Here is a 26,531-nt window from a genome sequence, read left to right on the forward strand (position 1 = left end):
CGATGAGAAACGCGCTGGGCTCGGTCGACACCGTCCTGCTGCTCGGCGGGCGCAGCGAGATCGGCCTCGCGATCGTGGAGCGGCTGGTTCGGCGGGGCGCCCGCCGGGTCGTGCTCGCCGTGCGTGGTGGGACCGCGCCGGTGGACGGTCTGGAACGGCTCGGGGCCGAGGTCCACGTGCTGGACTTCGACGCCGCCCGCCCGGAGACGCACGCCGCCCTGATCGAGGAGGCCGCCGCCAAGGTCGGCGACCTCGACGTGGTGATCCCGGCGTTCGGCGTGCTCGGCAGCCAGGCGGTCTACGACGCCGACCCGGTGGCCGCCGCCCGCGACGTCGCGGTCAACTTCGGCGGCCACGTCTCGATCGGCCTGGCCGCCGCACGGCGGCTGCGCGAGCAGGGTCACGGCACGCTCGTGGTGCTGTCGTCGGTGGCCGGGGTGCGGGTGCGGAAGGCCAACTTCGTGTACGGCTCGGCCAAGGCCGGGCTGGACGGCTTCGCCCAGGGGCTGGCCGACGCGCTGCACGGTTCCGGGGCCCGGGTCGTGGTCGTCCGGCCGGGGTTCGTGATCGGCCGGATGACGCGGGGGATGACCCCCGCCCCGATGTCGGTGAGGGCGGCCGAGGTCGCGGACGCGGTCGTGGAGGCCCTGGGCACGCGGAAGGTGACCGTGTGGGTCCCCGCGCGGCTGCGGCTCGCGTTCGCCGTCATGCGCCTGCTGCCCCGGCCCGTATGGCGAAGGCTCCCCCGCTGACCCGGTGACGGGCCGGCGGGGGAGCCTCCCGCGATCGGCTGGGATCAGCTGGTGACGAGCGTCAGTCCGTAGACCGACAGGGCCTCGTTGACGGGCTGGAAGTAGGTGGTGCCGCCGGAGGTCATGCCCTGGGCCTGGCTGCCCGAGATGAACGAGCCGCCGGAGTCGCCGGGCTCGGCGCAGACGTTGGTCCGAGTCAGGCCGCTGACCGTGCCCTGCGAGTAGCGGACGCTGGCGTTGAGCTGCTGGACGGTGCCGCAGTGCCAGCCGGTGGTCGAGCCGGCCCGGCAGATCGAGGAGCCGACGGCGGCGACGCTGGAGCCGCTCACCCTCGCGTTGCCGTACGACACGATGTTCGTGGGCGTCCAGTTGCTGTTGACCGCGACCCAGGAGTAGTCGTTGCCGGGGAACGAGGAGCCCTGGAAGGTGCCCTGCGCGACCCGGTTGTAGCCGGTCGTGGTGTTGCCGGCGCGGCCGCAGTGGCCGGCGCTGACGAAGCCGGGCGTGCTGCCCCTGCGCACCGAGAAGCCGATGGAGCAGCGGGCGGAGCTGTTGATGTAGTACGCGTCGCCGCCCTGGAGGTTGTAGAAGGTCTGCGGCTGCTCGTTGGACTGCTCGACGCGTACGGCCGACTTGTCGGCGCCGCTCGCGGCCACGAACGCCTCGGCCTCGGCCGTGTTGGAGGACAGCACGACGACGCTGTTGCTGCGCACGTCCACGTACCAGACGGACGTGGACGCGGGCGCGTTGGCGGCGGCCCGGTCCAGCGCGGCCTCGGCGGAGTCGAGCGCGGCGAGGTTGCGGCTGACGATCTTCGGCTGCGCGCCGGCGGCCAGCACCGCGCCTGCCTTCGAGGCGTCGGAGGTGGCGACGATGAAGCTCTCGGAGGTGGCGCCGGAGACCCAGGAGCCGGCGTAGGCGTCACCGATCGCGGCGCGAACCTTGGCGTCGGTGGACATGGCCTTCGCCTCGTTGGCCAGGCGGGCGTCGACCTGGGCGGGGGTGAGCCCGAGGTCGCGCTGCATGGCGTCCACCATCGCGGGCGGGGGCTTGACGGCGGAGGAGGCGGGAGAGTTGTTCGGCTCGGCCATGGCGGGGGTGGCGACCGTGGCGAGGGCCGTGACGGCCAGAGCGCATCCGGCGAGTACGGTGCGTCTGTGGAGCATGTGGGGCTCTCCTTGTCTTTGGGGGGTGCCGTCAACGTAACCGACCTCCGCTTTCAGGTGGATCTATCAATTCGCCCCTACCACCGAGTTATGGAACCGCCCTCGTCTGGGGATTCGCTGGCCCGGAAATAACCGCCCCCGAACCTCCGGGCGCGCGAGCGCGGCGACCGAGAGGCGCATCAGGTGTGAGCGGGGAGCCGGACGCCCGCGACCGGCGAACGCCCTCAGGGTTTCCATCCCGGAAAGTCTACTGTTGACAGGTTGGAAAGTCTGGGCGATTCTTTCCAACATGGAAACACCAAAGGACTCCCCGCGTCCCTCCCCCGTCGAGGCCGCTGCCGCGCTGAAGACCGCCCAGCAGGCCCGTTCCGCCGGATACACGCCAATTCCCGCATGGTTCTTCCCCACGCTCGGTCTGCTGGTGGGGGGAGTCCTGCTCCTCCAGGCGCTGCATGAGATCGTCGGCCTGGCGTTGATCGCCGCCCTGGTTGTCGGCTATCTGGTGACCGAGCGCATCTACAACAGGCAGGTCGACCGGTCCGGCGTCGCGCCGAGGGAACTCACGCTAGGCCAGCAACTGGTCCTCGCGGCGCCGCTGGCCGTGCTCTGGCTCGCCGGCGAGCTCCTTGACGAACGGTGGGGCTCGACAGCCTGGCTGATCGCCGCCGTGACAGGCGCATGCTGGACGATCGTCTACGGCATCCTCCACAACCGGCGGGCGCGGGCATCGGCATGAAGGCCACAGGCGGGGCCGACGACGGCTTCGACGCCATCATCCACGCGCCCAACCGCTTGCGGATCTGCGCCCTGCTGGAGCCGGCGGAGAAGGTCGAGTTCGGCATGGTGCAACAGTGGCTGCAGGTCAGTGCCTCGGTGCTGAGCAAGCACGTCGGCGTGTTGATGGAGGCCGGGTACGTCGAGCAGACCAAGGCCGTGCGCGACACCCGCCAGCGGGTGTGGTTGTCCCTGACGAAGGCGGGGCGCGCTGCCTATCACGCACATGTCGCGGCCCTGCGCGTCATCGTCGGCGACCCGCAGGAGCAGGATTGATCACCTCTGCCGGGCCTCGGCGAGCACAGGCAGCTGCCGGGACCGGCGACGGCTCATCGTGGACGCCAAGGAAGGAAACCATGCCGCGGCGGCGGGTGGGGTGGCCCGCCGCCGTCGCGATGTCAGGGAACGGTGCCGTATTCGGGGTTGGTGACGAGCCAGTCGGCGTAACGGGCGCTGCGCCGCACCGCGTCGGCGTACGCGGCCCGGGCGTGGGCGGCGACGACGGGGGCGGCGGCCCGCGCGCCGATCGAGTCGGCGTGCCAGCCGAGCAGGTGCCGCCACCGCAGCGGCGCCCCGGCCAGCGGCATCATGACGAGCCCGGCGGTGAGCCGGAAGGTGGCCTGGCACAGGGCGACCGCCTTGCCCACCCCGACCAGGTGCAGGCAGGTCCCCACGTCCGTCTCGTAGATGGACTCGGGGACGAACCCGGCCCGCGCGCAGGCGGCGGCGAAGCAGTCGGCGAAACAGCCGTCGCCGGGGGCGACCGTCCAGTGTTCGTCGGCGAGGCTGGACAGCTCGAGTTCCTTCTCCCCCGCGAGGGGGTGGTCCTCGGACAGGAGCACGAAGACCGGGTCGGTGCCGACCGTGGTCCAGTTCATCGCCTCGGCCGGGGGAGGCGGGCTGTCACCGCACGTCCCGAGCAGCACGAAGTCGAGCCGGCCGGCCACCGCGAGCGCGGTCAGCTCACCGGCCGACCATGAGGTGCGGGTGGTGACCGGAATGCCCGGCTGGTCGGCGGTCAGACGCTCGACGAGCCCGCCGAGTATGGGCCCGTTCGTCGCGCCGATGCGATAGCCGGGCAGTTTGACGGAGGTGTTGGCGAACCGCACCGCGTCCTCTTGGAGGTCCCGTACGGCGGGCAGCAGCACCCGGGCACGGGACAGCACCATCTCGCCGAGAGGAGTGGGACGGGCGCCGTTGCGGTCGCGTTCGAACAGCGGACCCCCGAGTGAGCGCTCGATGCGCTTGAGCTGAGCGGTGAGCGACGGTTGGGCGAGGCCGAGCCGGGTGGCCGCTTTCGTGACGCTTCCGGCTTCGGCGACCGCGTGCACGATTCTGAGGTGGCGGATCTCCAGATCCATAGGGGGAAGGTACGACCCCCGTGGTATGGCCGCAATCCCGCATTGTCATGAAATCTGACTTTAACCGTGAGCTCTCGCCACCGCTGTGACGCATTGATGTCCGTGAGCTGCGTCGCAGGGAGGCTACGGCCGCGTGGAACGTGTTCTCGCATGGGTCTCGGCCGCCTCCTCGGCCGACTAGTTACCGGCTGGTAGGAAGCTGTCCAGGGCGGCTTACTAGAACGCGTTGCAGTTCGATGAAGGGCGTCGTACGTTCGAGGCATGCGGACACGTGTCACCGACATGTTCGGTATCGAGTTCCCCATCTTCGCCTTCAGCCACTGCCGGGACGTCGTCGCCGCGGTCAGCCGCGCCGGTGGCATGGGGGTGCTCGGCGCCCTGTACTTCACCCCCGAAGAGCTCGAGATCGAGCTGAAGTGGATCGACGACCACGTGGACGGCCGTCCGTACGGCGTGGACGTGGTGATGCCCGCCTCCTACGAGGGCGCGGACCTCGACGTGGACTCCCCGGCCGAACTGGTGGCGCGGCTGCAGGGGATGATCCCGCAGGGGCACCGGGCCTTCGTGGAGGACCTGCTGGCCCGCCACGGCGTGCCGCCGCTGGACGGCTCCGACTCCGGCAAGGTGCTGCTCGGCTGGACCGACGCGACGGCCCGGCCGCAGGTCGAGGTCGCGCTGCGGCACCCCATCGCGCTGCTCGCCAACGCCCTCGGCCCGCCGCCCGCCGACGTCGTGCAGCAGGCGCACGCGAAGGGCGTGAAGGTGGCCGCGCTCGCCTCCACGCCTCGGCACGCCATCAAGCAGGTCGAGGTCGGCGTGGACGTCGTCGTGGCGCAGGGCACCGAGGCGGGCGGCCACACCGGTGAGATCTCCACGATGGTGCTGATCCCCCAGGTGGTGGACGCGGTGGACGTGCCGGTCCTGGCCGCGGGCGGCATCGGCTCCGGCCGCCAGATGGCCGCGGGGATGGCGCTCGGCGCCGAAGGCGTCTGGACCGGCTCGATCTGGCTGGCCGTGGAGGAGGCCGACACCTCCGAGACCGTGCGGCAGCGCATCATCGCGGCCACCTCCCGCGACACGGTCAGGTCGCGGAGCTGGACCGGAAAGCCCGCCCGCCTGCTGAAGAACGAGTGGACCGACGCGTGGGAGTCGGCCGAGTCGCCCGGCACGCTGCCGATGCCGCTGCAGTTCATGCTGATCTCCGACGCGCTGCGGCGGATCGGCAGGTCGGACGCGACCGAGCTGGCCACGTTCCCCGCCGGTCAGATCATCGGCGCGATGAACCAGGTCAAGCCGGCCAGACAGGTCGTCTTCGAGATGGTGGAGGAGTACATCGAGGCCATGGAGCGCCTCGGCCGCATCACCCGGGACGAGTAAGGCCGCGGTCGCCGCCCGCCCAGCCCCTCCTCCCTCGGTCGCTCGGCCGCTGCGGTTTACTGGCGGTGCGGTCCTGCGAGCCGAGGGAGGATGCCGGGGATGAGTGGTGCCCGTGACGAGACCGTGGCGGACGCCCCGCCGATCATGGGGAACGTCCCCGGCTCGTACGCCCTGAGCGTCTTCAGGGAGCGACACCCCGTTCTCGTCCGCCGGGTCGCGCGGGCGCTGCCGTACCCGCCTGACCGGCGGCGCGCGCTCGACCGGCTGCTCGACGAGGTCGTACGCGACGTCATGGAGCCGCTGGAGCCGTCGGCGCACGACGGCGCGGCCTGGGCCGAGTGGGGACGCGGCAAGATCGGCGGCCGCTATGTCGACGTGCCGTTCCTGTGGGGTGAGAGCTACTTCTACCGGAAGCTGCTCGAGGCCACCGGATACTTCGGGGACGGCCCGTGGCGCGGGGTCGATCCGTTCGGCCCCATGAAGCAGGCCGAACTCGACGGCCCGGTCGTGGACGGGGAGCTGGCGGCGCTCGACGAGACGGCGACGCTTCCCCCGGGGGAGCGGGCCGAGGCGCTGCTGCTCGGCTCGCTCTGGGGCAACCGCGCCGACCTGTCCTTCGGCGTCACCCTCAAGGGCGACCACGAGAGGGCGGCGGACCTGGTGGTGGACGACCGCCCGCTGCTGTGGTCGCTGCTCCAGGCCGCCGCGCCGGGAAGGATCTGCCTGGTCGCCGACAACGCGGGGCGGGAACTGCTGCCCGATCTGGTGCTGGCCGACCATCTCCTCGCCCGCGGGCTCGCGGGTGAGGTCGTCCTGCACGTGAAGCCCTTTCCGTACTTCGTGTCCGACGCCACCCCGGCCGACGTGCTCGCGTGCCTGCGACGGCTCGCCGCGGCCCCCGGCCGGGCCGGAGAGGCGGGCGTCCGCCTCTGGGGCGCGATGGAGGAGGGACGTCTCACGCTTCGGGCTCATCCCTTCGCCTGCGCTCCGCTGCCCTACGCGGACATGCCGGACGACCTGCGGGAGGAGTTCGCGTCGGCCTCCCTGACCCTCATGAAGGGCGACCTGAACTACCGGCGGCTCGTCGGCGACCGGATGTGGCCGGCGACCACGCCGTTCGCCGCGGTCACCGCCTACTTCCCCGGGCCGGTCGTCGCGCTGCGCACGCTGAAGTCGGACGCGCTCGTCGGCGTGCCCGAGCGGACGCTGGCGGAACTGGACGCGACCGGCCGTCCCTCGCGCACGAGCTCCTGGCGTACTGGCGGCACCCACGCCATGGTCCAGGCCCGCTCCTGAACGGCTGCCGGATCCGTCCGCGTGCTCCGGCCCTCCCATCCGCCGGCGCCGGCTCAGGACACGCGCCTAGCCTTCCATGAGTTGTGTCAGCCGGTCCCAGGCCGGGGATGAGGCTCCGGGCTGGGTTCGCACGGCCAACCGGGCGATATCCGGGTTGCGGACGGGGCGGGTCTCGGATCGGCTGCGATGCCTGGCGAACCAGTTCCGTGTACGGTCCGCGAGGGCGGGGAGGCGGGGATCGCTCGGCGGCCAGTCGTAGGCGGCGTCGTGTTCGAGGTAGAGTGCGCGGAACTCTGGGTCGGTCATGAGCTCGCGCTTCTCGGCGATCCACAGGGCGGCGTCCTCGAGTGAGGCCGTCTGCATGAGGATCCAGCCGTCGCGTTCCAGGTGGATCTGACGCTCGCTGACGCCGAGTCGGCGCAGGTCGTCGAGATAGTCGGCGACTTCGGGGGAAACGAAGAGCCCGTCACCGCCGCGCAGCTGAGCGAGTTGATCGCGGACTTGCCGCAGCTGCGCGATGCGGCCTCGGAGGTCGCGGTCGATCTCGGCGATGGCCGCCGTGAGCGCATCGGGGTCGGCGTCGAGGAGGTCCTTGATGCGGGCCAGCGGCACGCCCGCCTGAGCCAGAGTTCTGATCTTGAGGAGGTTGACGGCGTCTTCGGCGGTGTAGCGCCGGTAGCCGGACGAGTCGCGGCCGGGCTCGGGGAGCAGACCGCGCTCGTGATAGTGGCGGATGGCTTTGATAGTCACTCCGGCGTAGTCCGCGAGCCTGCCAATCGTGATCACGCTGGACATCCTTCCACCGGGCTGTCACGCCCGTCGGGTCAGGCGGCCGCCGCCGTTGCGGAAACGCGCTCGGCCGTCGCGGACGTCATGGTAGGAGACGAGCAGCAGTCGCAGGTATCCGTCGAACGTCTCCAGTGGGTATCCGGCGGGTGCGAAAAGGCCGGGCCGGATCGGCACGTAGCGCTGCGGCGGGGCGGAGGTCATGCCGCCGGCGAACTCCGTGAAGATCCGCTTCTGTGATTCGTCCGCCGGTTCGTACGTCGTCCGCTCCTCGAGCTGACCCTCGACGATGCGGACGTCGATGCGGAGCTGATTGGAGCGGTAGGTGCCCACATAGGGGGTGAGGTCGACGTCCTGTACCGATTCGCTGATCAGAGTGGGGATCCGGACGCCGAGATGCTCGCTCAGGAGCCGCTGCAGGATCTGGTCGTGCAGCACGATCGCCCCCGGAGTGTTGCCGAAGGCGGCGAAGACCAGGTCGTGTTCGGGTACGACGCACAGGATGGACACACCGCCGGGCGACGCGCCCGACATGGCGAGCACGGTCGTGTCGCCGAACGGATACCGCACCCAGCCCAGGCCCATCGGCGGGACGTTCGGGGTCGCCATGTCGTACGAGACCTGCTGCATCAGCGCGGTCGACTCGGCCGACAGGACACGTGCGCCCGATGGGGACCGACCGCCCGCGAGGTGGGTGCGCCCGAAGGCGAGCAGGTCGGCGATGGTGCCGATCGGTGTGCCGCCGGCCGGCCCCCAGGTGTCGGGCAGCATGAACATGCCCGTGGGCCTTGCCGCCATGGTCCGGGGGCCGGGGAAGTGACCGATGGCTGTGCTGCGAAGGATCGCCTGCTCGGCCGAGGTGCTGGAGTTCTTCATGCCGACGGGTGCGTAGATGTCGCGCTCGAGCAGCTCGGGGAAGGGCATGCCGGTCACCACTTCCAGCAGGCGGCCCGCGACGATCATGCCGCCGTTGGAGTAGCTGAGCCGCTCGCCGGGTTCGAACAGGGCGCCGCAGCCGCTCGCGAGGCGGTGGACGTAGGTCTTCAGAGCGTCGCGACCCTTGGCGTCGGGGAAGAACAGGTCCGCGTCGATGCCGTTGGTGTGTGAGATGAGGTGCCGGACCAGGATCTTGTCCGCCGCGCCCTGCGCGGTCAGGGCGAAGTCGGGGAGGTGCTTCACCACCGGCGTGTCGAGGTCCAGCAGTCCCCGGTCGACCTGCTGCAGGACCAGCGTGGTGGTCAGGACCTTGGTGACAGAGCCGAAGAGGAATCCGGTGTCCTCGAGCATCGGGGCGCCTGTGGCGGCGTTCGCGGTGCCGTGGGCGACGACGACCTGCTCGCCGGCGTGGTGGACGCCGGCGACGAACCCGGGGACGTTGTTGGACTCGCAGTAGGCGGCGACCCGCTCGCGGATCTGGGCTTCGACGGTGTGCAGCGCGTTGTCGTTCATGCGGAGCATCGTCGAACCTTGACCTTGGGGCAAGGTCAAGAGGCGGCGTGGGCGCCCGCAGGGGAGCGCGTCAACGCCCCTGGTAGACGGGCGGGCGCTTGTCGCGGAAGGCGCGGGAGCCCTCTTTGGCGTCCTCGGAGCCGATGACGGGCCAGCCGATCGCGTCGGAGACCTTGAACGCCTCGGCCTCCGGCATGCCCAGCGTCTCGCGGTAGGCGCGCAGGATCGCCTGGACGGCCAGCGGCCCGCAGGCGGCCACCTGGCCGGCGATCTCGCGGGCCGCCGTGAGCGCCTGACCGTCCGGCACGACCCGGTTGACCATGCCCATCGCGAGCGCCTCCGCCGCCGTGATCGCCCGGCCGGTGAGCAGCACGTCCATGGCGAAGGCGTACGGGATCTGGCGCGGCAGCCGTACGGCGCTGCCGCCCATCGGGAACAGCGCCCGCCGGGCCTCGAACAGCCCGAGCGTGGCGCTCTCGGCGACGACGCGCAGGTCGGTGCCGACGAGCAGTTCGGTGCCGCCCGCCACGGCGTACCCCTCGACCGCGCACACGATGGGCTTGGCGGGCAGCGCCTCGGGATCGCGCAGCAGGCCCTTCCAGTGGTAGTCGGGGATCTCGGCGGCCCTGCGGCGCACCCGCTCGTCCTCGGACGGCGTGCCCATGGCCTTGAGGTCGGCCCCGGCGCAGAACGTGCCTCCCGCGCCGGTGAGGATGCCGACCCGCACCTCCGGCTCGTCCGAGATGTACCGCCAGGCCTCGGCGAGTCCCACCAGCATGTCCTGTGAGAGCGCGTTCCTGGCCTCCGGCCGGTCCATCGTGACGATCACCACGTGGCCGTCGCGCTCGATCCGGCAGTGCGGGGTGCTGATGGGCAGGAGCTCCACAGGTGTCCTCCAGCTGGGTGGCATCAGTGATTCAATCAAGCGCTTGTTAGACATGGCGCGTGGGGTTAGTCTGCCCGCAAGAACTAGAACCGATTCTCATCTGAGTCGCTCCGCATTGCCAGGTCTTGTCAGCGTCGTGCCGGCGTGCTTCACTCCGGGGCCGCTCACGCCGCGGACGCCCGGTCGCGGAGCCTTGAAGGAGCTGGCATATGGGCTCACTCGGTTTCTGGAGGCTGGCGCAGGCCGACCCGGCGTGGATCGCCGCGGTCGATCCAGACGGAACGGAACATCCCGCGGGCGAACTGCTCGCCAGGGCCAACCGCATGGTCCACGGCCTGCGTGAGCTGGGCCTGCGGCCCGGCGACGGCATCTGCGGCCTGCTGCCCAACGGCGCGGACGGCCTCGTGCTCTACCTCGCCGCCCTGCAGGCGGGGTGGTACTACACGCCGGTCAACTGGCACCTCACCGGGCCCGAGATCGGCTACATCGTCGCCGACAGCGAGGCCGCCGCGTTCTTCGCCCACGAGCGGTACGCCGCGGAGGCCGTCAGGGGCGCACAGGAGGCCGGAATCGCCGCCGACCGGTGCTTCGCGTACGGCGAGGTCGAGGGCTTCCGGCCCGTGGCCGAACTGACCGAGGGCAGGCCGGACACCACGCCCCCCGACCGTACGGCCGGGGCCACCATGCACTACACCTCGGGCACCACCGGCAGACCGAAGGGTGTGCGGCGCGCGCTCACCGGCCTCGACCCCGACGACTCCGCCGAGCTGATGACGGGGCTGCTGCGGCTGTTCGGCGTGACGCCGGGCCGGCCGAACGCCCACCTGGTCACCTCGCCGAGCTACCACACGGCGGTCACCCAGTTCGCCGGTACGGCGCTGCACATGGGGCACACGCTCGTCTTCATGGACAAGTGGGACGCGGAGGAGACCCTGCGCCTGTGCGAGCGCCACCGCGTGACGAACTCCCACCTGGTGCCGACGCACTTCAAGCGGCTGCTGTCGCTGCCCGAGGAGACGCGGCGCTCCTACGACCTGTCGTCGCTGCGCTGGATGATCCACGCCGCCGCGCCCTGCCCGGTGCCGGTCAAGTGGCAGATGCTGGAGTGGTGGGGCGACGTGATCTACGAGTACTACGCCGCCACCGAGGGCGGCGGCACGATCGCCACTCCCGAGGACTGGAAGAAGCGGCCGGGCACGGTCGGGAAGGCCTGGCCGGGCAGCGAGCTGCTGATCGTGGACGACGAGCTCTCCCCGGTGCCCCCGGGCACGCCCGGCACCGTCTACATGAAGATGGGCATCTCGTTCGAGTACAAGGGCGACCCGGAGAAGACCGCGGCCAACCGGTTGCGCGATTACTTCACCGTCGGCGACATCGGCTACCTGGACGAGGACGGCTTCCTGTTCCTCTGCGACCGCAAGGCCGACATGATCATCTCCGGTGGGGCCAACATCTATCCGGCCGAGATCGAAAAGGAGCTCATGGTCCACCCGAAGGTGGCCGACGTGGCCGTGTTCGGCATCCCGGACGACGAGTGGGGCGAGCGCATCATGGCCGTCATCGAGCCCGCGCCCGGCGCCGTCCCCGGGCAGGAACTGGCCGCGGAGATCGTCCTTTCGCTGCAGGGCCGCCTGGCCCACATGAAGTGGCCGAGCATGATCCAGTTCATCGACGAGATGCCCCGCGAGCCGAACGGCAAGCTGCTCAAGCGCAAGCTCCGCGCCCCCTACTGGGAAGGCAGGGACCGTGCCATCTGAAGGGACCGTGCCATCTGAAGGGACCGTGCCATCTGACATGTCCGAGGACCTGGTCGCGACGCACGTCCTGGAGTTCCCCGGCGGCTACACCCGGACGACCGGGCCCGTCATCGGGCGGTTTCTCACCGAACTGCGCGACCGGCGGCTGGTGGGGGTCCGTACGGCCGGGGGACGGGTGCTGGTGCCGCCGCTGGAGTACGACCCGGACACGGGCGAGCCGGTCACCGAGGAGTACGTGGAGGTGGGCCCGGCCGGGACCGTCCAGGCGTGGGCCTGGGTCGGCTCCCCGCGCCCCGGCCACCCGCTCGACCGGCCTTTCGCCTGGGCGCTGATCGAACTCGACGGCGCCGACACCGCCCTCGTCCACGCGGTGGACGCCGGGAGCCCGAAGGCGCTGCGGCCGGGGCTGCGGGTGCGCCCGCGCTGGCGGGCCGCCACCGCCGGGCACATCACGGACATCGAGTGCTTCCTGCCCGAGGTCACCTCGCTCGTCGCGCCCGTGCGCGCCGAGTATCGCGTCACGCCGGGCCGGGCGCTCACCCGGTTCCTCGAGGGCGTGCGCGACGGGAGGTTCGTCGGCGGCCGGTGCGCCGAGTGCTCCGCCGTCTACGTGCCCTACCGCGAGTCGTGCCCCGCGTGCGGCTCGGTCGTCGAGGAGGAGGTGGAGGTCGCCGACACCGGCACGGTCACCACCTTCGCGATCAACAACCTGCCCGACCCCCGGGCCCCCGAGGTGCCGTTCGTCTCCGCGTACGTGCTGCTGGACGGCGCGGACACCCCGATGATCGCGCTGATCGGCGGGGTGCCGGCGCGCGAGGTGCGGCAGGGCATGCGGGTGCGCGCTGTGTGGGTGCCGCCCGAGGAACGGACGCTGTCGATGACCAACGTGAAGTGGTTCGAGCCGACCGGGGAGCCGGACGCCGACCTCGACGACTCCACCGGAGGTGCCCAATGAGTGGGCCCGCGCGGGACATCGCGGTCGTCGCCTTCGCCCAGACCGTCCACACCGGTCACGACACCGGGCTGGCCGAGCCGGAGCTGCTGCTGCCGGTCATCGACGAGGTCAAGCGGGCGACCGGGCTGAAGAGGTTCGGCTTCACGTGTTCCGGCTCGTGCGACTACCTGGCCGGGGCGCCGTTCTCGTTCGTCTCGGCGCTCGACGCGGTCGGCGCCTGGCCGCCCATCAGCGAGAGCCACGTCGAGATGGACGGCGCCTTCGCGCTGTACGAGGCGTGGGTGCGGCTCCAGCACGGCGACATCGACACCGCCCTGGTCTACGGCTTCGGCAAGTCGTCGATGTCGGACATCCGGGAGATCATGACGCTCCAGCTCGATCCGTACTATCTGGCGCCGCTCGGGCTCGACCAGGTGTCGTACGCCGCGCTGCAGGCCTCCGCGGTGAACGCGGACAGAGCGGTGCTGGACGAGATCGTACGGCGCAGCCGGGCGGACGGCCGGGCCAACCCGTACGCCCTCGACCTGCCCGACCCGTCAGGGCAGGAGTTCGAGGTCGAGCCGCTGCGGCCGTACGACGTCGCGCCGGTCACGGACGGGGCGGCGGCCGTGGTGCTGGCCGCCGGGGACCGCGCCCGTGAGCTGGCCGGGCGGCCCGCCTGGATCAGCGGCATCGCGCACCGCGCCGAGCCCCACTACCTGGGTATGCGCGACCTGTCCCGGTCGGTGTCCACGGCCGAGGCGGGCCGGGCGGCCGGGGTGGGCAATGGCGCGGTCGACGTGGCCGAACTGCACACCCAGTTCAGCCACGAGGAGCCGATCCTGCGCGAGGCGCTCGGCCTGTCCGCCGACGTGACGGTCAACCCGTCGGGCGGGCCGCTCGCGGCCAACCCGGTGATGGCCACCGGCCTGATCCGGATCGGCGAGGCGGCCCGGCGGATCCTCGACGGTTCGGCGGGGCGCACGGTGGCGCACGCCACCTCAGGACCGTGCCTGCAGCAGAACCTCGTCGCCGTGCTCGAAACGTCCGCGTAGGGAGTCGCCGTGGGAAACCGCTGTGCCGTCATCGGCGTGGGCCAGACCCGCTACCAGACCAGACGGCGGGACGTGTCGCTCGCCGGGCTGGTCCGTGAGGCCGCCCTGCGGGCGCTGGAGGACGCCGGCCTGACGTTCGCCGACATCGACGCCGTCGTCATCGGCAAGGCCCCCGACCTGTTCGAGGGCGTGATGATGCCGGAGGCGTACCTCGCCGACGCGCTCGGCGCGGCCGGCAAGCCGGTGATGCGCGTGCACACGGCGGGCTCGGTCGGCGGCTCGACCGCGCTGGTCGGCGCCTCGCTGGTCCAGGGCGGCGTGCACGGGCGGGTGCTGGTGGTCGCCTTCGAGAAGCAGTCGGAGTCGAACGCCACCTGGGCCCTGTCCACGCACCTGCCTTTCAACGCCTCCCTGGTCGTGGGCGCGGGCGGCTACTTCGCGCCGCACATCAGGGAGTACATGCGCAGGTCGGGCGCGCCCGACCACATCGGCACGCTGGTCGCGGTCAAGGACCGGCTGAACGCGCTGAAGAACCCGTACGCCCACCTGCGCATCCCCGGGATCAACCGGGAGATGGTCGAGTCGACCCCGATGCTGTGGGAGCCGATTCGCTACCTGGAGACCTGCCCGTCGTCGGACGGCGCCTGCGCGATCGTGCTCGCGGCCGAGGACAAGGTGACCGGCACACCCGCCTGGATCCACGGCACGGCGATGCGCTCGGAGCCCATCATGCTGGCGGGCCGCGACGTCGTCAGCCCGCGGGCCGGGCGTGACTGTGCCGCCGACGTCTACCGTCAGGCCGGCGTCACCGACCCGCGCCGGGAGATCGACGTCGCCGAGGTGTACGTCCCGTTCTCCTGGTATGAGCCGATGTGGCTGGAGAACCTCGGCTTCGCCGCCGAGGGGGAGGGCTGGAAGCTCACCGAGGCCGGATGCACGGCCCTCGGCGGCGACACCCCGTGGAACGCCTCCGGCGGCGTGCTGTCGTCCAACCCGATCGGGGCCTCCGGCCTCATCCGCTTCGCCGAGGCGGCGCTCCAGGTGCGGGGCATGGCGGCGGAGCACCAGGTCGAGGGGGCGCGCCTCGCGCTCGGCCACGCGTACGGCGGAGGCGCCCAGTTCTTCGCGATGTGGATCGTGGGCAGCAGTAAACCCTGAGCGCGGGAGGTCCGCCGGATGGAGTTCAACCACGCCGATCTTTTCGAGGGGCTCGCCGACGCCATCGGGGACCGCGTGGCGGTGGTCTGCGGCGACGACCGCCTGACCTACGCCGAGCTCGACGCCCGCGCCAACCGGCTCGCCCACCATCTGGCCGCGCACGGCGTCGGCCACGGCACGCACGTGGGCATGCAGCTCTACAACGGGGTGGAGTACGTCGCGGCGCTGCTGGCGACGCTGAAGCTGCGGGCCGTGCCGGTCAACGTCAACTACCGGTACGTCGAGTCGGAACTGCTCTACCTCTACCGGGACTCCGGCGTCGCGGCCCTGGTGTTCGACGTGGAGTTCGACGACCGGGTCGCGGCCGTGGCCGCGCAGGTCCCCGGGCTGCGTCACCTTATCGCCGTCGGGGGTCCCACCGCCGTGCCGGGCGCGGTGCCGTACGAGGAGGCGGTGGCGGGGCAGCCAGAGAGCCGGGGGTTCCCGCCCCGGTCCGGCGACGACGTGTACGTCATCTACACCGGCGGCACGACCGGCATGCCCAAGGGCGTGATGTGGCGATCGGAGGACCTGTTCTACGCCTTCGGCGGCGGCAACCCGTACGGCGAGCCGCTGAAGACGCCCGAGGCGGTGATCGAGCAGGCGCGCGGCGCGGCGTCGCCGATCGTCATGATGACGGCGGCCCCGCTGATGCACGGCGCCGCGCAGGTGGGCACCTTCATCGCCTGGTGGATGGGCGGCACGATGGTGTACGTCCGCAGGTTCGACGCGGCCGCCGTGCTGCGCGCGATCGAGCGGGAGAAGGTCGTCAGCCTGAACATCACCGGCGACGCGATGGCCCGCCCCCTCGCCGACGAGATCGCCGCCGGCTCCTACGACCTGTCGTCGCTGTTCGCGCTCAGCTCGACCGGGGCGATCCTCAGCGGGGCCGTACGCGCCCGGCTGGAGGAACTGCTGCCCGGCAGGATGATCCTGGACAACTTCGGCTCGACCGAGTCCGGCTACACGGCGTCCGCCGTCGACGGGTCGTCGCCCGAGTCGGGCCTGCGCTACCGGCCCAACGCCAACGCCGCCGTGGCCGTACTCGACGAGACGTTGACCCCGGTCGAACCGGGCTCGGGGCGGATCGGCACGGTGGCCAGGACCGGCCGGATCGCGTCCGGCTACCACAACGACCCGGCCAAGACCGCCCGCACCTTCGTCACCGACGCCCACGGCGTCCGGTGGCTGCTCACCGGCGACCTCGCCACGGTCGAGGAGGACGGCACGATCCGCATCCTCGGCCGCGGATCCCAGTGCATCAACACCGGTGGGGAGAAGGTCTTCCCCGAGGAGGTCGAGGCGGTGCTCAAGGGGCATCCCGCCGTGTTCGACGCCGTGGTCACCGGCGTGCCCGACGAACGCTGGGGCTCACGGGTCGCGGCCGTCGTCCAGCCCTACGACGGGACCGCGCCGACGGCGCAGCAGCTCGACGCCCACTGCCGCACCCGCCTGTCGGGCTACAAGGTGCCGCGGACCTACGCGTTCGTGGAGGAGATCCTCCGCTCCCCGGCGGGCAAGGCCGACTACCGGTGGGCCGGCCAGGTCGCCGCCGGCGCGCCTCAGCCGGAGTAGGCGGCGGCGAGGGTGTCGTAGTCGATGCCCCTGCCTCTCATCGGGCGTCCTTCGCCTCGATGCTGACCATCATCATGATCGGCCCGGAGCCGAACGCGCCCGCTACCAGGAGCCCCACCACGAGGGCGGCGATCAGCAGCACGTTGGACAGCCAGACCATGGTGGACACCGGCAACGTGAACGCGCCGATCAGCCGGGCCACGCAATCGGCGAGCATCGCCCCGCCCCAGATGCCGGTGAAGCGGCGCTCGGCGCGGCGGAACCGGGCGGAGCTCGCGAGCCGTTCCCAGGCGGCCTCCCGCACCGCGTTCCCCCGGGTGATGAACGCGCGCATGCCCGGGGTCATCACCGGGCGCGCGGTGAACGCCGTGAGCATCATGAACAGGCTGATCACGCCGCTGAGGGCCGAGTCCTTGGCGATCATCATGCGGGCGTCGCCGGTGACGAAGCTCAGCGCGATGCCCGCCACGTTCACCGCCAGCGTCAGCCCGGCGAGCCCGTTGAGGGTGCGGTCCCTGACGATCCCGGCGACCACCCGGACGGCCGGGATCACGCCGCTCACGGCCAGCGCGGTGACCTCGCTCATGCCGAACGCGCCGTGCAGGAGGTAGTAGCACGCCATCGGCGCGGCGACGTCGAGCGCCAGCGGCATGAGCATCTTGCGGAGGTTGCCCCGCTGGGGCTGCGCGGCTCTCGCCGGGGCGGTCAGGGTCTGCGTCATCGGCTCCTCCGGCGCGTCTCGGTGTGCGCATCAAGCGTCTCGAAAGCCGGAGGAGCCGGGTAGATTCAGCGATCCCGGTTGCGGCAGTACAAATGTCCCGGTCGCCGTCAGAGCTTCTTGGCGCCCTCGGTCGCCAGGGCCGCCACGGCGCCGAGGCCGAGGTAGACGACGCCGCTGCCCCGGTCGAGCCGCCGCCGGGCCCGCGCCGAGGAGCGCAGCCGCCCGGCCAGGACCGAGGCCAGCAGCGCGTACGTGCCGTCGCTGGCCATGCCGAGCGTGACCCACACGGCCCCGAGCACCAGCACCTGGGGCGCCACGGGACCGCGTGCCGGATCGACGAACTGCGGCAGGAACGCGAGGAAGAACATGGCCGTCTTGGGGTTCAGCACGTTGACCACGAACCCCTCGCCGAACAGCCGTCGGGGCGAGGCCACCTTGACCTGGGCGTCCGCCGCCTCGGTCCGCCGCACGAGCTTGCGGACGCCCAGGTAGACGAGGTAGGCCGCGCCCAGGTACTTCACGACGGCGAACGCCGTGGCCGAGGCGGCGAGCAGCGCGGTGATCCCGAACGCCGCGGCGGCGATGTGGACCAGCGAACCGGCGTGGACGCCGAGGACCGACACCAGGCCCGCCGTACGGCCCTGGGCCACGCTGCGGGTGACGATGTAGAGCACGGCGGGTCCGGGGACCAGGAGCAGCGCCAGCGTGGCGGCCGCGAACAGGGCGAGCGTGGGCAGAGTCGGCATGGCTCGGATGGTACGGACACCGCGCCATTCCGGCATGTGAATTTAGAGCGCGGTCAGCACGCGGGGGCCGTCCTCCGTGATCGCGATGGTGTGCTCCATGTGGGCGGCCCGGCTGCCGTCCACGGTGTGCAGCGTCCAGCCGTCGGCCGCCGTGCGGTAACCGTCCCGGCCTCCGGCGATGAACATCGGCTCGATGGCCAGCGCGAGGCCGTGCCGCAGGGGGTAGCCCCGGCCGGGCCGGCCGTGGTTCGGCACCGACGGGTCCTCGTGCATGCGGCGGCCGATGCCGTGGCCGCCGAAGTCTCTGGGCATGCCGTATCCGGCCTGCTCGGCGACCCCGCCGATCGCCGCCGAGATGTCCCCGATGCGGTTGCCCACGGTCGCGGCGGCGATCCCGGCCTCCAGTGCCCGGCGCGTGGTGTCGACGAGCTCCAGGTCGCCGGGCCGCGGCGTGCCCACGATGAACGTGACGGCGGCGTCGGCCGCCCAGCCGTCCAGTATCGCGCCGCAGTCGACGCCGACGACGTCCCCGTCACGCAGCCGGTAATCGGTCGGGATGCCGTGCACGATGGCGTCGTTGACGGACACGCAGATCACGGCGGGGAACGGGGTCGGCGCGAAGGACGGCCGATAGCCGAGGAACGGGGAGCTCGCCCCGGCCTCACGCAGCACCGCCCGCGCCGTCTCGTCCAGGTCGGTGAGCCGCACCCCGATGGCCGCGGCTTTCCGTGCGGCGTCGAGCGCGCGGGCCACCACGCGCCCTGCCTCCCGCATCGCGTCCAGCGCGGCGTCGGTCTTGATTTCCACCATGACATGCCCTCCCGGGGTGGCACCAATAACTATACCGGTATTAGTATCACGGTCATGGTGAGAGTGCCCCTGACCCCCGAGGAGCGGCAGCGGGGGGAGCGGTTCGGCGTCCTGCTCCGGCAGGCGCGCGGCGAGCGCAGCATGGTCGAGGTCGCCGCGGCGGCCGGGCTATCGGCCGAGACGCTGCGCAAGATCGAGACCGGCCGCGCGCCGACCCCGGCCTTCTTCACCGTCGCGGCGCTCGCCGCCGCGCTGAACCTGTCGCTGGACGAACTGGCCGCCGCCTGCGCCGAGGGCCAGTTCAGCCAGGGACAGGCCGCCGAATTCCGCCAAGCCGGCTGACGCCCGCCGGCGTCGCCCGCCCGAGGGTGTACGGCGCGGCCCCTATGGCAGGCCGGGTGCCAGGCCCCTGCCGTGCGCGCGGCGCCGTACCGCGACGAGCATGAGTCTCCTGATCAGGCCGCTGCCCGGCCGGATGATCCGCCAGTACCGGCGCATGGCCCGGTGCGCGGCCGGGCTCGTCGTGACCACCCTCGTCTCGGTCACCAGCAGCGTTCGCCCGCTGCCCAGCGTGTGCAGGGTGAAGGAGAACGTGCCCTTCGCGTAGCCCGGCTGCGCGAAGGCCGCGAAGTCGGCCGGCCCGGCAAGCCGGGGCTCGTTCACCTTGGCGGGTGGTCGCCACCACCGGCCGGCCAGGCCGACGGTGACCTCGTGTCCGGGTCTCTCCCGCAGGGGGACGAAGCCGCGGGTGAACCGCAGCGACGCCAGCGCGGCCCACACACGGTCGGCGCTCGCCTCGATGGCGAGGGCGTGCCGTTCGGCGAACTCGGGGTCGGGCAGGATCGGCGGTGTCCCCGAGATCTCCCGGTCCAGGTTGTCGAGCAGCGCCTCCACCACGGCGTTGTGCTTGCGCCGGATGACGAGCGGCCACAGCAGGCGCATCACCCCCAGCGTGCGTCCCCTCACCTCGTGCCGGACCAGCGTGCCGCCCTCGGCCGGAGCGAGGGTGAAGCCGTGGCCTCCGCTGAAGGCGTCGGGGGTGTCGAACCAGAGCCGGCTGCCGGGCTCGACGACCCCGACCCGGTACCTCATCGGGCCGTGCCGTACGGGTGCGCCCTCGGCGAGGCCCTCCGGCAGTGCGAACGTGCCGGGGAGCGGCCAGAGGCGGTCGCGCTCGGATCCGAGTGTGCTGAGCATGTCCCATACCTGGTCAGGAGTGGCGGAGACGACTCTTTCATGCACGTTGTGCACCATCGCTGACCTCCATACGGTTGCGTATGGTTCGACTATACGCAAGCGTATGGAAGACTGGCGGCATGGGGAGGGTGAGCGCGCAGGACTGGGCGAGGGCGGCGCTCGACGCCCTCGCTGAGGACGGCTTCGCCGCCGTGGCCGTGGAGCCCGTGGCGGCCCGCCTCGGGGTGACGAAGGGCAGCTTCTACTGGCACTTCGCCAATCGTCGGAAACTCATCGAGGCCGCGCTCGCGCTGTGGGAGGCGGACTCCGAGCAGATCATCGCGAACCTGTGGGAGATCACCGATCCGGCCCGGCGGATGCGCACTCTCCTCGGGGCCGCCTTCGGTGACCCACGTGACGCCGCGATCGCCTTCCGCCTGATCGGCGCGGCCGACGACCCCGCTGTCGCCGAGGTCGCGCGCCGCGTCACCGCGCGCCGCCTGGAAGTCATGCGGCAGACGCTCGAGGAGCTGGGTCAGTCCCCGGACCTCGCCCGGCGGCGCGTCCTCGCGGGGTACGGCGTCTACGTCGGCGTCGCCGCCCTCCGCCGGATCGGCATGCTCGACGACCCCGCCGAGTTCGTCGAGACGGCCGTCGCCGAGATGGGTCTCGACCTCCCGCGGTGATCCCGCGGCCCCCTCGGGAAGAGCCGGTCCGCCGCCGTAGCGCGGTCCAAGCCGGCTGACGCCCCGGCCGCGCCGTTCCCTAGGAGAGCTCGTACACCAGCGAGGTCGTCCCGCCGCCCGTGGGATCGGGCCGCCGTGTGTGCACCCAGAGCCGCGTCGTGCCCCGCACGGGCGCGATGTCGACGATCTGCTCGCCGGGGCCGCCCGCCCGCAGGGTGGACCTGGTCCATCCGCCGTCGCGCAGGTTGAGGACGTAGGGCGCGCCGGACGCGGGACGGGCGGCCATCCACACGCCGCCCTCGGGGTCCACGCGCACCGCCGTCAGGCCCGTCCTCGTCAGGTCCGTGCCCACCTGCGCCCATCGGGTGCGGTCCCAGTGGAGGACGACGGGGCTGCCACCGTCCGCCCAGTAGGGCCCGGCCGCCCACGCCTGGCCGTCCGGCCGCACAGCCAGGTCCAGGTCGCTCAGATGGGAACGCCCGCGACAGGGCGGACGAGCGGAGTCGACGGCGCACGGGTAGGGCACGTCCTTCCACGACGCGCCGTCCCAGTGCAGCGTTCTGTCCCCCCGCTCCCGGCTGACGATCCACACGTCGTCGGGGCTTGCCGCGGCGACCGCGGTGAGGTCGAAATCCGGCGGCGACGGCTGCCGAGGCCAGGCGTTGCCGCTCCAGCGCAGCACGGTGGAGGGAGCCCCGTCCGGGTCCATGCCGGTGACGAACCAGGCGCCGCCCCGCGAGTCGACGGAGATGTCGACCACTCCGTTCCACGTCGCGTCCCGGGAGAGCAGGCGCGCCCAGCGTCCGCCGGAGAACCGCCACAGGTGCTCTGCCACGGTGTCGTACTTCTGGGGGACGCTCACGGCCGCCCAGATCGTCTCCCCGGACGGAGACCCGCCGATCTCGAGCCCCCAGGCCTTGGCGAACTGCGCGGGCAGGCCGGCGCGTCTCCAGGAGGTCCCGTCCCATCGCAGCATCGACCAGCCGGGGCCCGGTCTCCTCCTGATGAACAGCGACACTCCGCCGTCCGCCGCGGGGACCATCGACAACGGAAAGTCCGCGTGGTCCTTGGCGGCGTACCTCAGGGTCCACCGCGACGACGACTCGTCAGCGCGGCCGGCCGTCCACCCCGCGTCGTGCCGGGCCGTGTCGGAGGTCATCGCGGATGCGCACACGAGGACCAGGGCGGCGACTGCTCCGGCACCGGTACGCATCCAGACATGATCGCATGAGGGCCGGAACCGGATCGTCTCATCTGAATCTTTCACCGGTCTTCACGCGCGGCGGCCTCCCCGCCCCGGCGGCCGTCGAGGGCGTTCGGGGAGATGAGCGGGGGCGGCCGCCACGCGTCGCGCCGCCCACGGCGAGGGCGGGCCGCCGGAGTTCCTGTACAGCGGGCGGAGGAGACCCGACGCTGGGACCATCGCCGGCGATCGGCGGCAGCCGGCGCGAGGCGGTGTGGCCAGCTCACGATGGAGGTGCCGGATGCGATTCCCCCACGGCCGGTTACGTGGCCCGGTCGTCCTCGCGGCCGTCGTGGCCGCGGCGTCCGCGGTGACCGGGCTCGTCCCGGGTGCGGCGGACGCCGCGCCGCGCGGATCGGCTCGCGTGGCCCGCCTGCTGCCCACCCCGGTTCCCACTCCCACCCCGACCGTGAGCTCCACGCCGAGCGTCATCGTCTCGCCCGCGGAGGTCGTCGTGCCCGAGGGAGGCTCGGCGCTCATCCACGTACGGCTCAGCCAGAGGCCGTCGTACGGCTGGGTGACCGTCGACAGCGAGCGACTGCTCGGCGACCCGGACCTGTCGATCGGCCCCCGGCTGCTCTTCCCCGCGGACAGGTGGAGCACCTGGCAGTCCCTCATCGTCTTCGCGGAGGAGGACGACGACGCGACGGACGGCACCGCCACGTTCCAGTCCCGGATCAGTCAGCTGCCGGGCAGCGGCGTCGCCGTGTGGACCGCCAGGGAACTGGACAACGACGTCCCCACGCCGAGTCCCACCTGACCCTCGTCAGAAGTAGCGCGAGCTGAGGTCGTTGGTGGGCCAGAGACGCACCTTCCCGATCTGGGCGTTGAACAGGTCGGCGAGCACGTCGAAGTCGGGGGACCCGCTCTCCTCCCGCCGGTTGAACAGGGCGGCGTAGGTGACGCCGTTCTGCAGGCGCGCGATGTAGGTGTAGGTGCCGGGCTGTGAGCCGTCGTGCCAGGTGTTGACGTGTCCCGTCACCTGGCGCACCCACAGCCCGGCGCCATACCAGGAGCCGTACTGGTTCACGCCGATCTCGGGCTTGGCGAGCATCCTGCCGATGGAGGTCGAGTTGAGCACCGTGTTCGGCGCGTCGAGCACCTTGGCCAGGCGCACCAGGTCGACCGCGGAGGCGATCCAGCCGCCGTTGGGGCCCTGGCAGGCCATGCCGAACCCGCCGCCGTACGGCGCGGGCAGGACCTGGCCGGTCTCGTCCAGGATCGTCTGGCCGGTGTACTTCGACTCGTACATGACCTCGCCGGAGGCGGCCTGCGACCGGAGCGTACGGCCCAGCCGCGGACGGGTGATGCCGAGGGGCGCCAGGACCTTCTGCCTGACGTAGGACTCGTAGCTCGTCCCGGAGACCTTCTCGATGATCCGGCCCAGCAGCAGATAGCCGTAGTTGCTGTAGGCGAACTTCGTGCCGGGGGCGAAGTCGAGCGGCCGGGCGCTCGCGTACTTGACGATGTGGTCCTGGGTGATCGGCAGCGGCACGCCGAGAGCCTTGGCGATGGCGCGGTCCATGTGCAGGTAGTCGCCGGACACGTCCCGGTCCCAGCCCCCGGTGTGCTGCAACAGCCGCCACACCGTCACCTGCGCCAGCCGTGGGTCGGCCGAGGTGGACAGGCCGAGGAGCTTCGCGGCCGAGGCGGTCAGGCTGAGCTTGCCCTCCTGGGCGAGCCGCATGATCGCGATGGCGGTGATGTGCTTGCTCAGGCTCGCGATGCGGAACAGCGACGTGGGCGACACAGCGGGAACGGCATGGCTGCCGTCGGAGTATCGGTAGCCCCTGGCGAGCACCAGCCTGCCGCCCTTGGAGACGGCGAGCTGCCCGCAGGTGATCCCTCGCTCCTTGATGTAGGTCTTCATCAGCGTGTCGAACCCGGCGAGCGAGGCGGGCGCCACCCCGGTGGCCTCCACGACGGGCGCGGGCAGCATCCTCGAACCGAACGCGAGGGAGGGAACCGCGATGGCACCCATCTGGAGGAAGTTCCTCCTGCTCAGACCTCCCTGATCCTCAGATGTGGACGCGAACAACGACATTTTCTGCATGTCCAATTTCTAGTGGATCTACGCCGCCGACGCAGACGCTTTACGCATCTGTCCGGGGAAGGAGAGCCGCGACCAGGGCGGCGACGGCGGGCGGGTCGGGCGGCTCGCCGTACGTCGCGGCGTAGACCCGGCGGTCCGATCCCGGCAGCTCGGACACCCGCACGCCCGGGTGGCGGTGGGCCGACATCGCCAGCCGAGGGAGGAGCGCCACGCCCAGCCCGGCCGCGACCATGGCCTGCACGGCCACGTAGTCGTCCGTGGTGAACGAGACGCGCGGCTCGAAGCCCGCCTCGGCGCACAGCGCGAGCAGGTGCGCGCGGCACCGCTCGCACCCCGCGATCCACGGCCCGTCCGCGTACGCCGCCAGGTCCCCGGCATCGCCGTACACGGCGGGGGTGACGAGGAAGCTCGGGTCGTCGAGCAGGTGGACCAGGCGGACGCCGTCGTCCTCGGGAGCGGTCTCGCCGTAGCGGAAGACCACGGCGACGTCCACCCGGCCGGCCCGCAGCAGGCGCAGCGCCTCTGGCGGCTCGGCCTCCATCAGCCGCAGGTCCAGCCCCGGATGGTCCTGCGCGAGCCGCGCGGCGGCGGCGGGGACGAACGTGCCGAGGGCCGAGGGGAACGCGGCCAGCCGTACGCGTCCGGCCCGCAGCCCGACGTGCGCGGCGAGCTCCGCGGACGCCGCGTCGAGGCGGCCGAGGATCTCCGCGCCCCGCTCGGCGAGCAGGCGGCCCGCCTCGGTGAGGCGGATGCCGCGCCCCACCCGCTGCACCAGCTTCGCGCCCGTCTCCGCCTCCAGCCGGGCGAGGTGGTGGCTCACCGAGGGCTGCGAGTAGTGCAGCTCCCGCGCCGCGGCGGTCACCGTGCCGGTCCTGGCCACGGCCACGAGGACCCGCAGTCGTACGACGTCGAGCGGCATTCATCGATCCCGTCTATGGATTCGCATCGGAACTTCAGTTGGACCTATTGTCCCGTCGGCGGCCAGGCTGGAGGCCATGACCGACATCCGCGACATCCTGGACGCCCGGAGGCTCGTCGCCCCGCACCTGCCCGAGACTCCCATGTGGTCCTATCCCGTGCTCGACGCGGCGGTCGGCGCCGAGGTCCACGTGAAGCACGAGAACGTCCAGCCGACCGGGGCGTTCAAGGTGCGCGGCGGCATCACGCTGCTGGCCCGCATGGCCGATCGCCGCCGCGGGGTCGTCACGTACTCGACCGGCAACCACGCCCAGTCCGTCGCGTACGCCTCCCGCCTGTACGGCGTGCCGTGCGCCGTCCTGATGCCGGAGAACCCGAACCCCGCCAAGGTCGCGGCGGTCGAGGCACTCGGGGCGACCGTCGAGGTCCGGGGCGCGACGATGGTGGAGACCGCCGGGCACGCGCGCGACCTCGCCGAGCGCACGGGACGCAGGCTGATCAGCCCGGCCGACGAGCCGGACATCCTGGCCGGGGTGGGCACGCTCTACGTCGAGATGTTCACCGCCCGGCCGGACCTGGAGGCGGTGTTCGTGCCGGTGGGCAGCGGCAGCGGGGCCGCCGCCGCGTGCCTCGCCGCGGCCGCGCTCGCGCCGGGCTGCCGGGTGATCGCCGTCCAGTCGGCCCAGGCTCCGGCCGCACACGACTCCTGGCTGCTGCGGGAACCGGTGACCCGGCCCATAAAGACCGTCGTGGAGGGGCTCGCCACCGGTTCGGCGTTCGCGCTCCCGCAGGCCGTGATGCGGGACGGCCTGGCCGACTTCGTGCTGGTGGACGACGACGACATCCTGCGGGCCCAGCGGCTGCTGCTCACCGAGGCCCACACCCTGGCCGAGGGAGCGGGAGCCGCCGCGCTCGCGGGGCTGCTGGCCCGGCGGGAGGAGTTCGCCGGGCGGAAGGTGGCCGTGGTCTGCACGGGCGGCAACGCCGGCCCGGCCGAGTTGGCCCGCCTTCTGGGCTCGATGAATTAGACGACCGACCGATCGGTCATATAGTTTGCAGGAGTGACACAAGACGGCCGGCGGCTACGCGGATTGCGCAGCCGCGAGACGATCCTCCGGCAGGCGGTGGAGCTGTCCTCCGTCGAGGGGCTCGACGGGCTCTCCCTGGGGCGGCTGGCGACGGCGACCGGCGTCAGCAAGTCCGGGCTGTTCGCGCACTGGCGCGACAAGGAGCAACTGCAGCTCGACGCCGTGGAGTGGGCCGTCCGGCAGTGGACCGAGCAGGTGGTGGGGCCCGCTCTGCGCGCCCCCGCGGGCGTACGTCGCCTGTTCGCGCTGCACGAGGCGCGGCTGGCCTTCTACGGCGACGGCGTGCTGCCCGGCGGATGTTTCTTCTTCGCCGTGCAGGCCGAGTTCGACGACCGTCCCGGAGCCGTTCGCGACCGGCTCTCCCGGTCCATGCGCGACTGGCAGGGGCTCATCCGCCGGCTGGTCGCGGAGGCCGTGACGCTGGGCGAACTGGCCGACGGCGTCGATCCGGCCCAGCTGGCCTACGAGATCGACGCGCTCGGCGAGATGGTGATCGTGCATTCCCGGCTGCACGACGGGGCGCAGGCCCTCGTCCATGCCCGCCGTGCCGTGCTCGCGCGTCTGCGTGCGCTCTGCCCCGACCCCGCACTTCTCCCGGAGGAATCTCAATGACCATGTCAAGCGGCGAGCGCTGTGAGCTGGGACGGCGGAACAGGGGAGAAGACCCGGTTGTCGCGCAGCAGAGCCCACAGCACATCGACCAAGCGTCGGGCCAGAGCCAGTAG

At 71.9% G+C, this 26,531-nt stretch carries 27 protein-coding genes; 15 read left to right on the forward strand and 12 right to left on the reverse strand.

The annotated features are described in order from the left end of the window. Window positions 1-2 precede the first annotated feature (2 nt). A complete protein-coding gene (locus IL992_RS07880; protein ID WP_193202626.1) occupies window positions 3-752 on the forward strand; it encodes a decaprenylphospho-beta-D-erythro-pentofuranosid-2-ulose 2-reductase in 750 nt (249 codons plus the stop codon). A gap of 44 nt (window positions 753-796) precedes the next feature. On the opposite strand, the gene IL992_RS07885 is transcribed toward IL992_RS07880, so the two are convergent. Further along, window positions 797-1,918 (reverse strand): S1 family peptidase, encoded by a 1,122-nt coding sequence (locus IL992_RS07885; protein ID WP_193202627.1) that lies wholly within the window; start codon window positions 1,916-1,918, stop codon window positions 797-799. 289 nt (window positions 1,919-2,207) lie between these two features. Between IL992_RS07885 and IL992_RS07890 the strand changes: the two genes are divergently transcribed. Together IL992_RS07890 and IL992_RS07895 are read left to right on the forward strand one after the other, a co-directional pair. Continuing rightward, window positions 2,208-2,654, forward strand: coding sequence for a hypothetical protein (locus IL992_RS07890; protein WP_193202628.1), 447 nt, complete (start codon window positions 2,208-2,210; stop codon window positions 2,652-2,654). After that, on the forward strand, window positions 2,651-2,968 hold the full coding sequence (locus tag IL992_RS07895; RefSeq protein WP_193202629.1) for a transcriptional regulator: 318 nt from the start codon (window positions 2,651-2,653) through the stop codon (window positions 2,966-2,968). Before IL992_RS07890 ends, IL992_RS07895 begins: the two co-directional genes overlap by 4 nt. Before the next feature lie 122 nt (window positions 2,969-3,090). Here the strand turns inward: IL992_RS07895 and IL992_RS07900 are convergent, their stop codons facing one another. Next, window positions 3,091-4,053 carry a LysR family transcriptional regulator gene (locus IL992_RS07900; RefSeq protein ID WP_193202630.1) on the reverse strand — a complete coding sequence of 321 codons (963 nt, stop codon included), beginning with the start codon at window positions 4,051-4,053 and terminating at the stop codon, window positions 3,091-3,093. A 261-nt stretch (window positions 4,054-4,314) separates the two neighbouring features. Here IL992_RS07900 and IL992_RS07905 point away from each other — a divergent pair, with 261 nt between their 5' ends. Continuing rightward, entirely contained in the window at window positions 4,315-5,430 is a 1,116-nt protein-coding gene (locus IL992_RS07905; RefSeq protein ID WP_193202631.1) for an NAD(P)H-dependent flavin oxidoreductase, read from the forward strand. Window positions 5,431-5,529: 99 nt separating this feature from the next. Continuing rightward, the gene (locus IL992_RS07910; RefSeq protein WP_193202632.1) at window positions 5,530-6,726 is read left to right on the forward strand and encodes a damage-control phosphatase ARMT1 family protein; all 1,197 of its coding nucleotides are present in this window, start codon (window positions 5,530-5,532) and stop codon (window positions 6,724-6,726) included. 66 nt (window positions 6,727-6,792) lie between these two features. On the opposite strand, the gene IL992_RS07915 is transcribed toward IL992_RS07910, so the two are convergent. From IL992_RS07915 to IL992_RS07925, 3 genes are all read right to left on the reverse strand, one after another. Next, on the reverse strand, window positions 6,793-7,521 hold the full coding sequence (locus IL992_RS07915) for a MerR family transcriptional regulator (protein ID WP_193202633.1): 729 nt from the start codon (window positions 7,519-7,521) through the stop codon (window positions 6,793-6,795). A gap of 15 nt (window positions 7,522-7,536) precedes the next feature. Continuing rightward, the gene (locus IL992_RS07920) at window positions 7,537-8,961 is read right to left on the reverse strand and encodes a serine hydrolase domain-containing protein (RefSeq protein ID WP_226872471.1); all 1,425 of its coding nucleotides are present in this window, start codon (window positions 8,959-8,961) and stop codon (window positions 7,537-7,539) included. A 70-nt stretch (window positions 8,962-9,031) separates the two neighbouring features. Next, window positions 9,032-9,847 (reverse strand): crotonase/enoyl-CoA hydratase family protein, encoded by an 816-nt coding sequence (locus IL992_RS07925; RefSeq protein WP_319018416.1) that lies wholly within the window; start codon window positions 9,845-9,847, stop codon window positions 9,032-9,034. 209 nt (window positions 9,848-10,056) lie between these two features. On the opposite strand from IL992_RS07925, the gene IL992_RS07930 reads away from it, so the two are divergent. Genes IL992_RS07930 through IL992_RS07950 form a run of 5 tightly spaced genes read left to right on the forward strand, consistent with a single transcriptional unit; the run spans window position 10,057 to window position 16,365 of the window. Further along, window positions 10,057-11,604, forward strand: a complete 1,548-nt coding sequence (locus IL992_RS07930) for an acyl-CoA synthetase (protein WP_193202636.1) — start codon at window positions 10,057-10,059, stop codon at window positions 11,602-11,604. 37 nt (window positions 11,605-11,641) lie between these two features. Then, complete coding sequence (locus IL992_RS07935) at window positions 11,642-12,559, forward strand: Zn-ribbon domain-containing OB-fold protein (RefSeq protein WP_193202637.1); 918 nt, start codon at window positions 11,642-11,644, stop codon at window positions 12,557-12,559. Then, window positions 12,556-13,593 (forward strand): thiolase domain-containing protein, encoded by a 1,038-nt coding sequence (locus tag IL992_RS07940; RefSeq protein ID WP_193202638.1) that lies wholly within the window; start codon window positions 12,556-12,558, stop codon window positions 13,591-13,593. Before IL992_RS07935 ends, IL992_RS07940 begins: the two co-directional genes overlap by 4 nt. Window positions 13,594-13,602: 9 nt before the next feature. After that, window positions 13,603-14,751 carry a thiolase domain-containing protein gene (locus IL992_RS07945; protein ID WP_193202639.1) on the forward strand — a complete coding sequence of 383 codons (1,149 nt, stop codon included), beginning with the start codon at window positions 13,603-13,605 and terminating at the stop codon, window positions 14,749-14,751. Window positions 14,752-14,769: 18 nt separating this feature from the next. Next, on the forward strand, window positions 14,770-16,365 hold the full coding sequence (locus IL992_RS07950) for an acyl-CoA synthetase (protein WP_193202640.1): 1,596 nt from the start codon (window positions 14,770-14,772) through the stop codon (window positions 16,363-16,365). A gap of 37 nt (window positions 16,366-16,402) precedes the next feature. On the opposite strand, the gene IL992_RS07955 is transcribed toward IL992_RS07950, so the two are convergent. From IL992_RS07955 to map, 3 genes are all read right to left on the reverse strand, one after another. After that, window positions 16,403-17,086, reverse strand: coding sequence for a VC0807 family protein (locus tag IL992_RS07955; protein WP_226872472.1), 684 nt, complete (start codon window positions 17,084-17,086; stop codon window positions 16,403-16,405). 107 nt (window positions 17,087-17,193) lie between these two features. Next, window positions 17,194-17,832, reverse strand: a complete 639-nt coding sequence (locus tag IL992_RS07960) for a LysE family translocator (RefSeq protein ID WP_193202641.1) — start codon at window positions 17,830-17,832, stop codon at window positions 17,194-17,196. A 42-nt stretch (window positions 17,833-17,874) separates the two neighbouring features. Further along, window positions 17,875-18,642, reverse strand: coding sequence for a type I methionyl aminopeptidase (gene map, locus IL992_RS07965; RefSeq protein WP_193202642.1), 768 nt, complete (start codon window positions 18,640-18,642; stop codon window positions 17,875-17,877). A 54-nt stretch (window positions 18,643-18,696) separates the two neighbouring features. Here map and IL992_RS07970 point away from each other — a divergent pair, with 54 nt between their 5' ends. Next, window positions 18,697-18,984, forward strand: coding sequence for a helix-turn-helix domain-containing protein (locus tag IL992_RS07970; RefSeq protein WP_193202643.1), 288 nt, complete (start codon window positions 18,697-18,699; stop codon window positions 18,982-18,984). 42 nt (window positions 18,985-19,026) lie between these two features. Here the strand turns inward: IL992_RS07970 and IL992_RS07975 are convergent, their stop codons facing one another. After that, complete coding sequence (locus tag IL992_RS07975) at window positions 19,027-19,884, reverse strand: SRPBCC family protein (protein ID WP_226872473.1); 858 nt, start codon at window positions 19,882-19,884, stop codon at window positions 19,027-19,029. A 74-nt stretch (window positions 19,885-19,958) separates the two neighbouring features. Between IL992_RS07975 and IL992_RS07980 the strand changes: the two genes are divergently transcribed. After that, window positions 19,959-20,504: a TetR/AcrR family transcriptional regulator gene (locus IL992_RS07980; protein ID WP_193202645.1), complete on the forward strand. Its 546-nt coding sequence runs from the start codon at window positions 19,959-19,961 to the stop codon at window positions 20,502-20,504. A gap of 79 nt (window positions 20,505-20,583) precedes the next feature. On the opposite strand, the gene IL992_RS07985 is transcribed toward IL992_RS07980, so the two are convergent. Beyond that, complete coding sequence (locus tag IL992_RS07985) at window positions 20,584-21,717, reverse strand: hypothetical protein (protein ID WP_193202646.1); 1,134 nt, start codon at window positions 21,715-21,717, stop codon at window positions 20,584-20,586. Window positions 21,718-21,988: 271 nt separating this feature from the next. Between IL992_RS07985 and IL992_RS07990 the strand changes: the two genes are divergently transcribed. Beyond that, a complete protein-coding gene (locus tag IL992_RS07990; RefSeq protein ID WP_193202647.1) occupies window positions 21,989-22,507 on the forward strand; it encodes a hypothetical protein in 519 nt (172 codons plus the stop codon). A gap of 6 nt (window positions 22,508-22,513) precedes the next feature. Here the strand turns inward: IL992_RS07990 and IL992_RS07995 are convergent, their stop codons facing one another. Then, the gene (locus tag IL992_RS07995) at window positions 22,514-23,728 is read right to left on the reverse strand and encodes a serine hydrolase domain-containing protein (protein ID WP_226872474.1); all 1,215 of its coding nucleotides are present in this window, start codon (window positions 23,726-23,728) and stop codon (window positions 22,514-22,516) included. 112 nt (window positions 23,729-23,840) lie between these two features. Then, entirely contained in the window at window positions 23,841-24,719 is an 879-nt protein-coding gene (locus IL992_RS08000; protein ID WP_193202648.1) for a LysR family transcriptional regulator, read from the reverse strand. Between the two features lie 76 nt (window positions 24,720-24,795). Between IL992_RS08000 and IL992_RS08005 the strand changes: the two genes are divergently transcribed. Together IL992_RS08005 and IL992_RS08010 are read left to right on the forward strand one after the other, a co-directional pair. Continuing rightward, entirely contained in the window at window positions 24,796-25,746 is a 951-nt protein-coding gene (locus IL992_RS08005; RefSeq protein WP_193202649.1) for a threonine ammonia-lyase, read from the forward strand. Between the two features lie 33 nt (window positions 25,747-25,779). After that, window positions 25,780-26,418, forward strand: coding sequence for a TetR/AcrR family transcriptional regulator (locus IL992_RS08010; protein ID WP_193202650.1), 639 nt, complete (start codon window positions 25,780-25,782; stop codon window positions 26,416-26,418). Window positions 26,419-26,531 lie beyond the last annotated feature (113 nt).

The sequence above is a fragment of the Microbispora sitophila genome, from assembly GCF_014892245.1.
Taxonomy (GTDB): domain Bacteria; phylum Actinomycetota; class Actinomycetes; order Streptosporangiales; family Streptosporangiaceae; genus Microbispora; species Microbispora siamensis.

Excerpts from the sequence above, each read along its gene's own strand:
- IL992_RS07880 (WP_193202626.1), top strand. The coding sequence starts at position 3 with ATGAGAAACGCGCTGGGCTCGGTCGACACCGTCCTGCTGCTCGGCGGG.
- IL992_RS07885 (WP_193202627.1), bottom strand. The coding sequence starts at position 1,918 with ATGCTCCACAGACGCACCGTACTCGCCGGATGCGCTCTGGCCGTCACG.
- IL992_RS07890 (WP_193202628.1), top strand. The coding sequence starts at position 2,208 with ATGGAAACACCAAAGGACTCCCCGCGTCCCTCCCCCGTCGAGGCCGCT.
- IL992_RS07895 (WP_193202629.1), top strand. The coding sequence starts at position 2,651 with ATGAAGGCCACAGGCGGGGCCGACGACGGCTTCGACGCCATCATCCAC.
- IL992_RS07900 (WP_193202630.1), bottom strand. The coding sequence starts at position 4,053 with ATGGATCTGGAGATCCGCCACCTCAGAATCGTGCACGCGGTCGCCGAA.
- IL992_RS07905 (WP_193202631.1), top strand. The coding sequence starts at position 4,315 with ATGCGGACACGTGTCACCGACATGTTCGGTATCGAGTTCCCCATCTTC.
- IL992_RS07910 (WP_193202632.1), top strand. The coding sequence starts at position 5,530 with ATGAGTGGTGCCCGTGACGAGACCGTGGCGGACGCCCCGCCGATCATG.
- IL992_RS07915 (WP_193202633.1), bottom strand. The coding sequence starts at position 7,521 with ATGTCCAGCGTGATCACGATTGGCAGGCTCGCGGACTACGCCGGAGTG.
- IL992_RS07920 (WP_226872471.1), bottom strand. The coding sequence starts at position 8,961 with ATGAACGACAACGCGCTGCACACCGTCGAAGCCCAGATCCGCGAGCGG.
- IL992_RS07930 (WP_193202636.1), top strand. The coding sequence starts at position 10,057 with ATGGGCTCACTCGGTTTCTGGAGGCTGGCGCAGGCCGACCCGGCGTGG.
- IL992_RS07935 (WP_193202637.1), top strand. The coding sequence starts at position 11,642 with ATGTCCGAGGACCTGGTCGCGACGCACGTCCTGGAGTTCCCCGGCGGC.
- IL992_RS07940 (WP_193202638.1), top strand. The coding sequence starts at position 12,556 with ATGAGTGGGCCCGCGCGGGACATCGCGGTCGTCGCCTTCGCCCAGACC.
- IL992_RS07950 (WP_193202640.1), top strand. The coding sequence starts at position 14,770 with ATGGAGTTCAACCACGCCGATCTTTTCGAGGGGCTCGCCGACGCCATC.
- IL992_RS07955 (WP_226872472.1), bottom strand. The coding sequence starts at position 17,086 with ATGACGCAGACCCTGACCGCCCCGGCGAGAGCCGCGCAGCCCCAGCGG.
- IL992_RS07960 (WP_193202641.1), bottom strand. The coding sequence starts at position 17,832 with ATGCCGACTCTGCCCACGCTCGCCCTGTTCGCGGCCGCCACGCTGGCG.
- map (WP_193202642.1), bottom strand. The coding sequence starts at position 18,642 with ATGGTGGAAATCAAGACCGACGCCGCGCTGGACGCGATGCGGGAGGCA.
- IL992_RS07970 (WP_193202643.1), top strand. The coding sequence starts at position 18,697 with ATGGTGAGAGTGCCCCTGACCCCCGAGGAGCGGCAGCGGGGGGAGCGG.
- IL992_RS07980 (WP_193202645.1), top strand. The coding sequence starts at position 19,959 with ATGGGGAGGGTGAGCGCGCAGGACTGGGCGAGGGCGGCGCTCGACGCC.
- IL992_RS07985 (WP_193202646.1), bottom strand. The coding sequence starts at position 21,717 with ATGCGTACCGGTGCCGGAGCAGTCGCCGCCCTGGTCCTCGTGTGCGCA.
- IL992_RS07990 (WP_193202647.1), top strand. The coding sequence starts at position 21,989 with ATGCGATTCCCCCACGGCCGGTTACGTGGCCCGGTCGTCCTCGCGGCC.
- IL992_RS07995 (WP_226872474.1), bottom strand. The coding sequence starts at position 23,728 with ATGGGTGCCATCGCGGTTCCCTCCCTCGCGTTCGGTTCGAGGATGCTG.
- IL992_RS08000 (WP_193202648.1), bottom strand. The coding sequence starts at position 24,719 with ATGCCGCTCGACGTCGTACGACTGCGGGTCCTCGTGGCCGTGGCCAGG.
- IL992_RS08005 (WP_193202649.1), top strand. The coding sequence starts at position 24,796 with ATGACCGACATCCGCGACATCCTGGACGCCCGGAGGCTCGTCGCCCCG.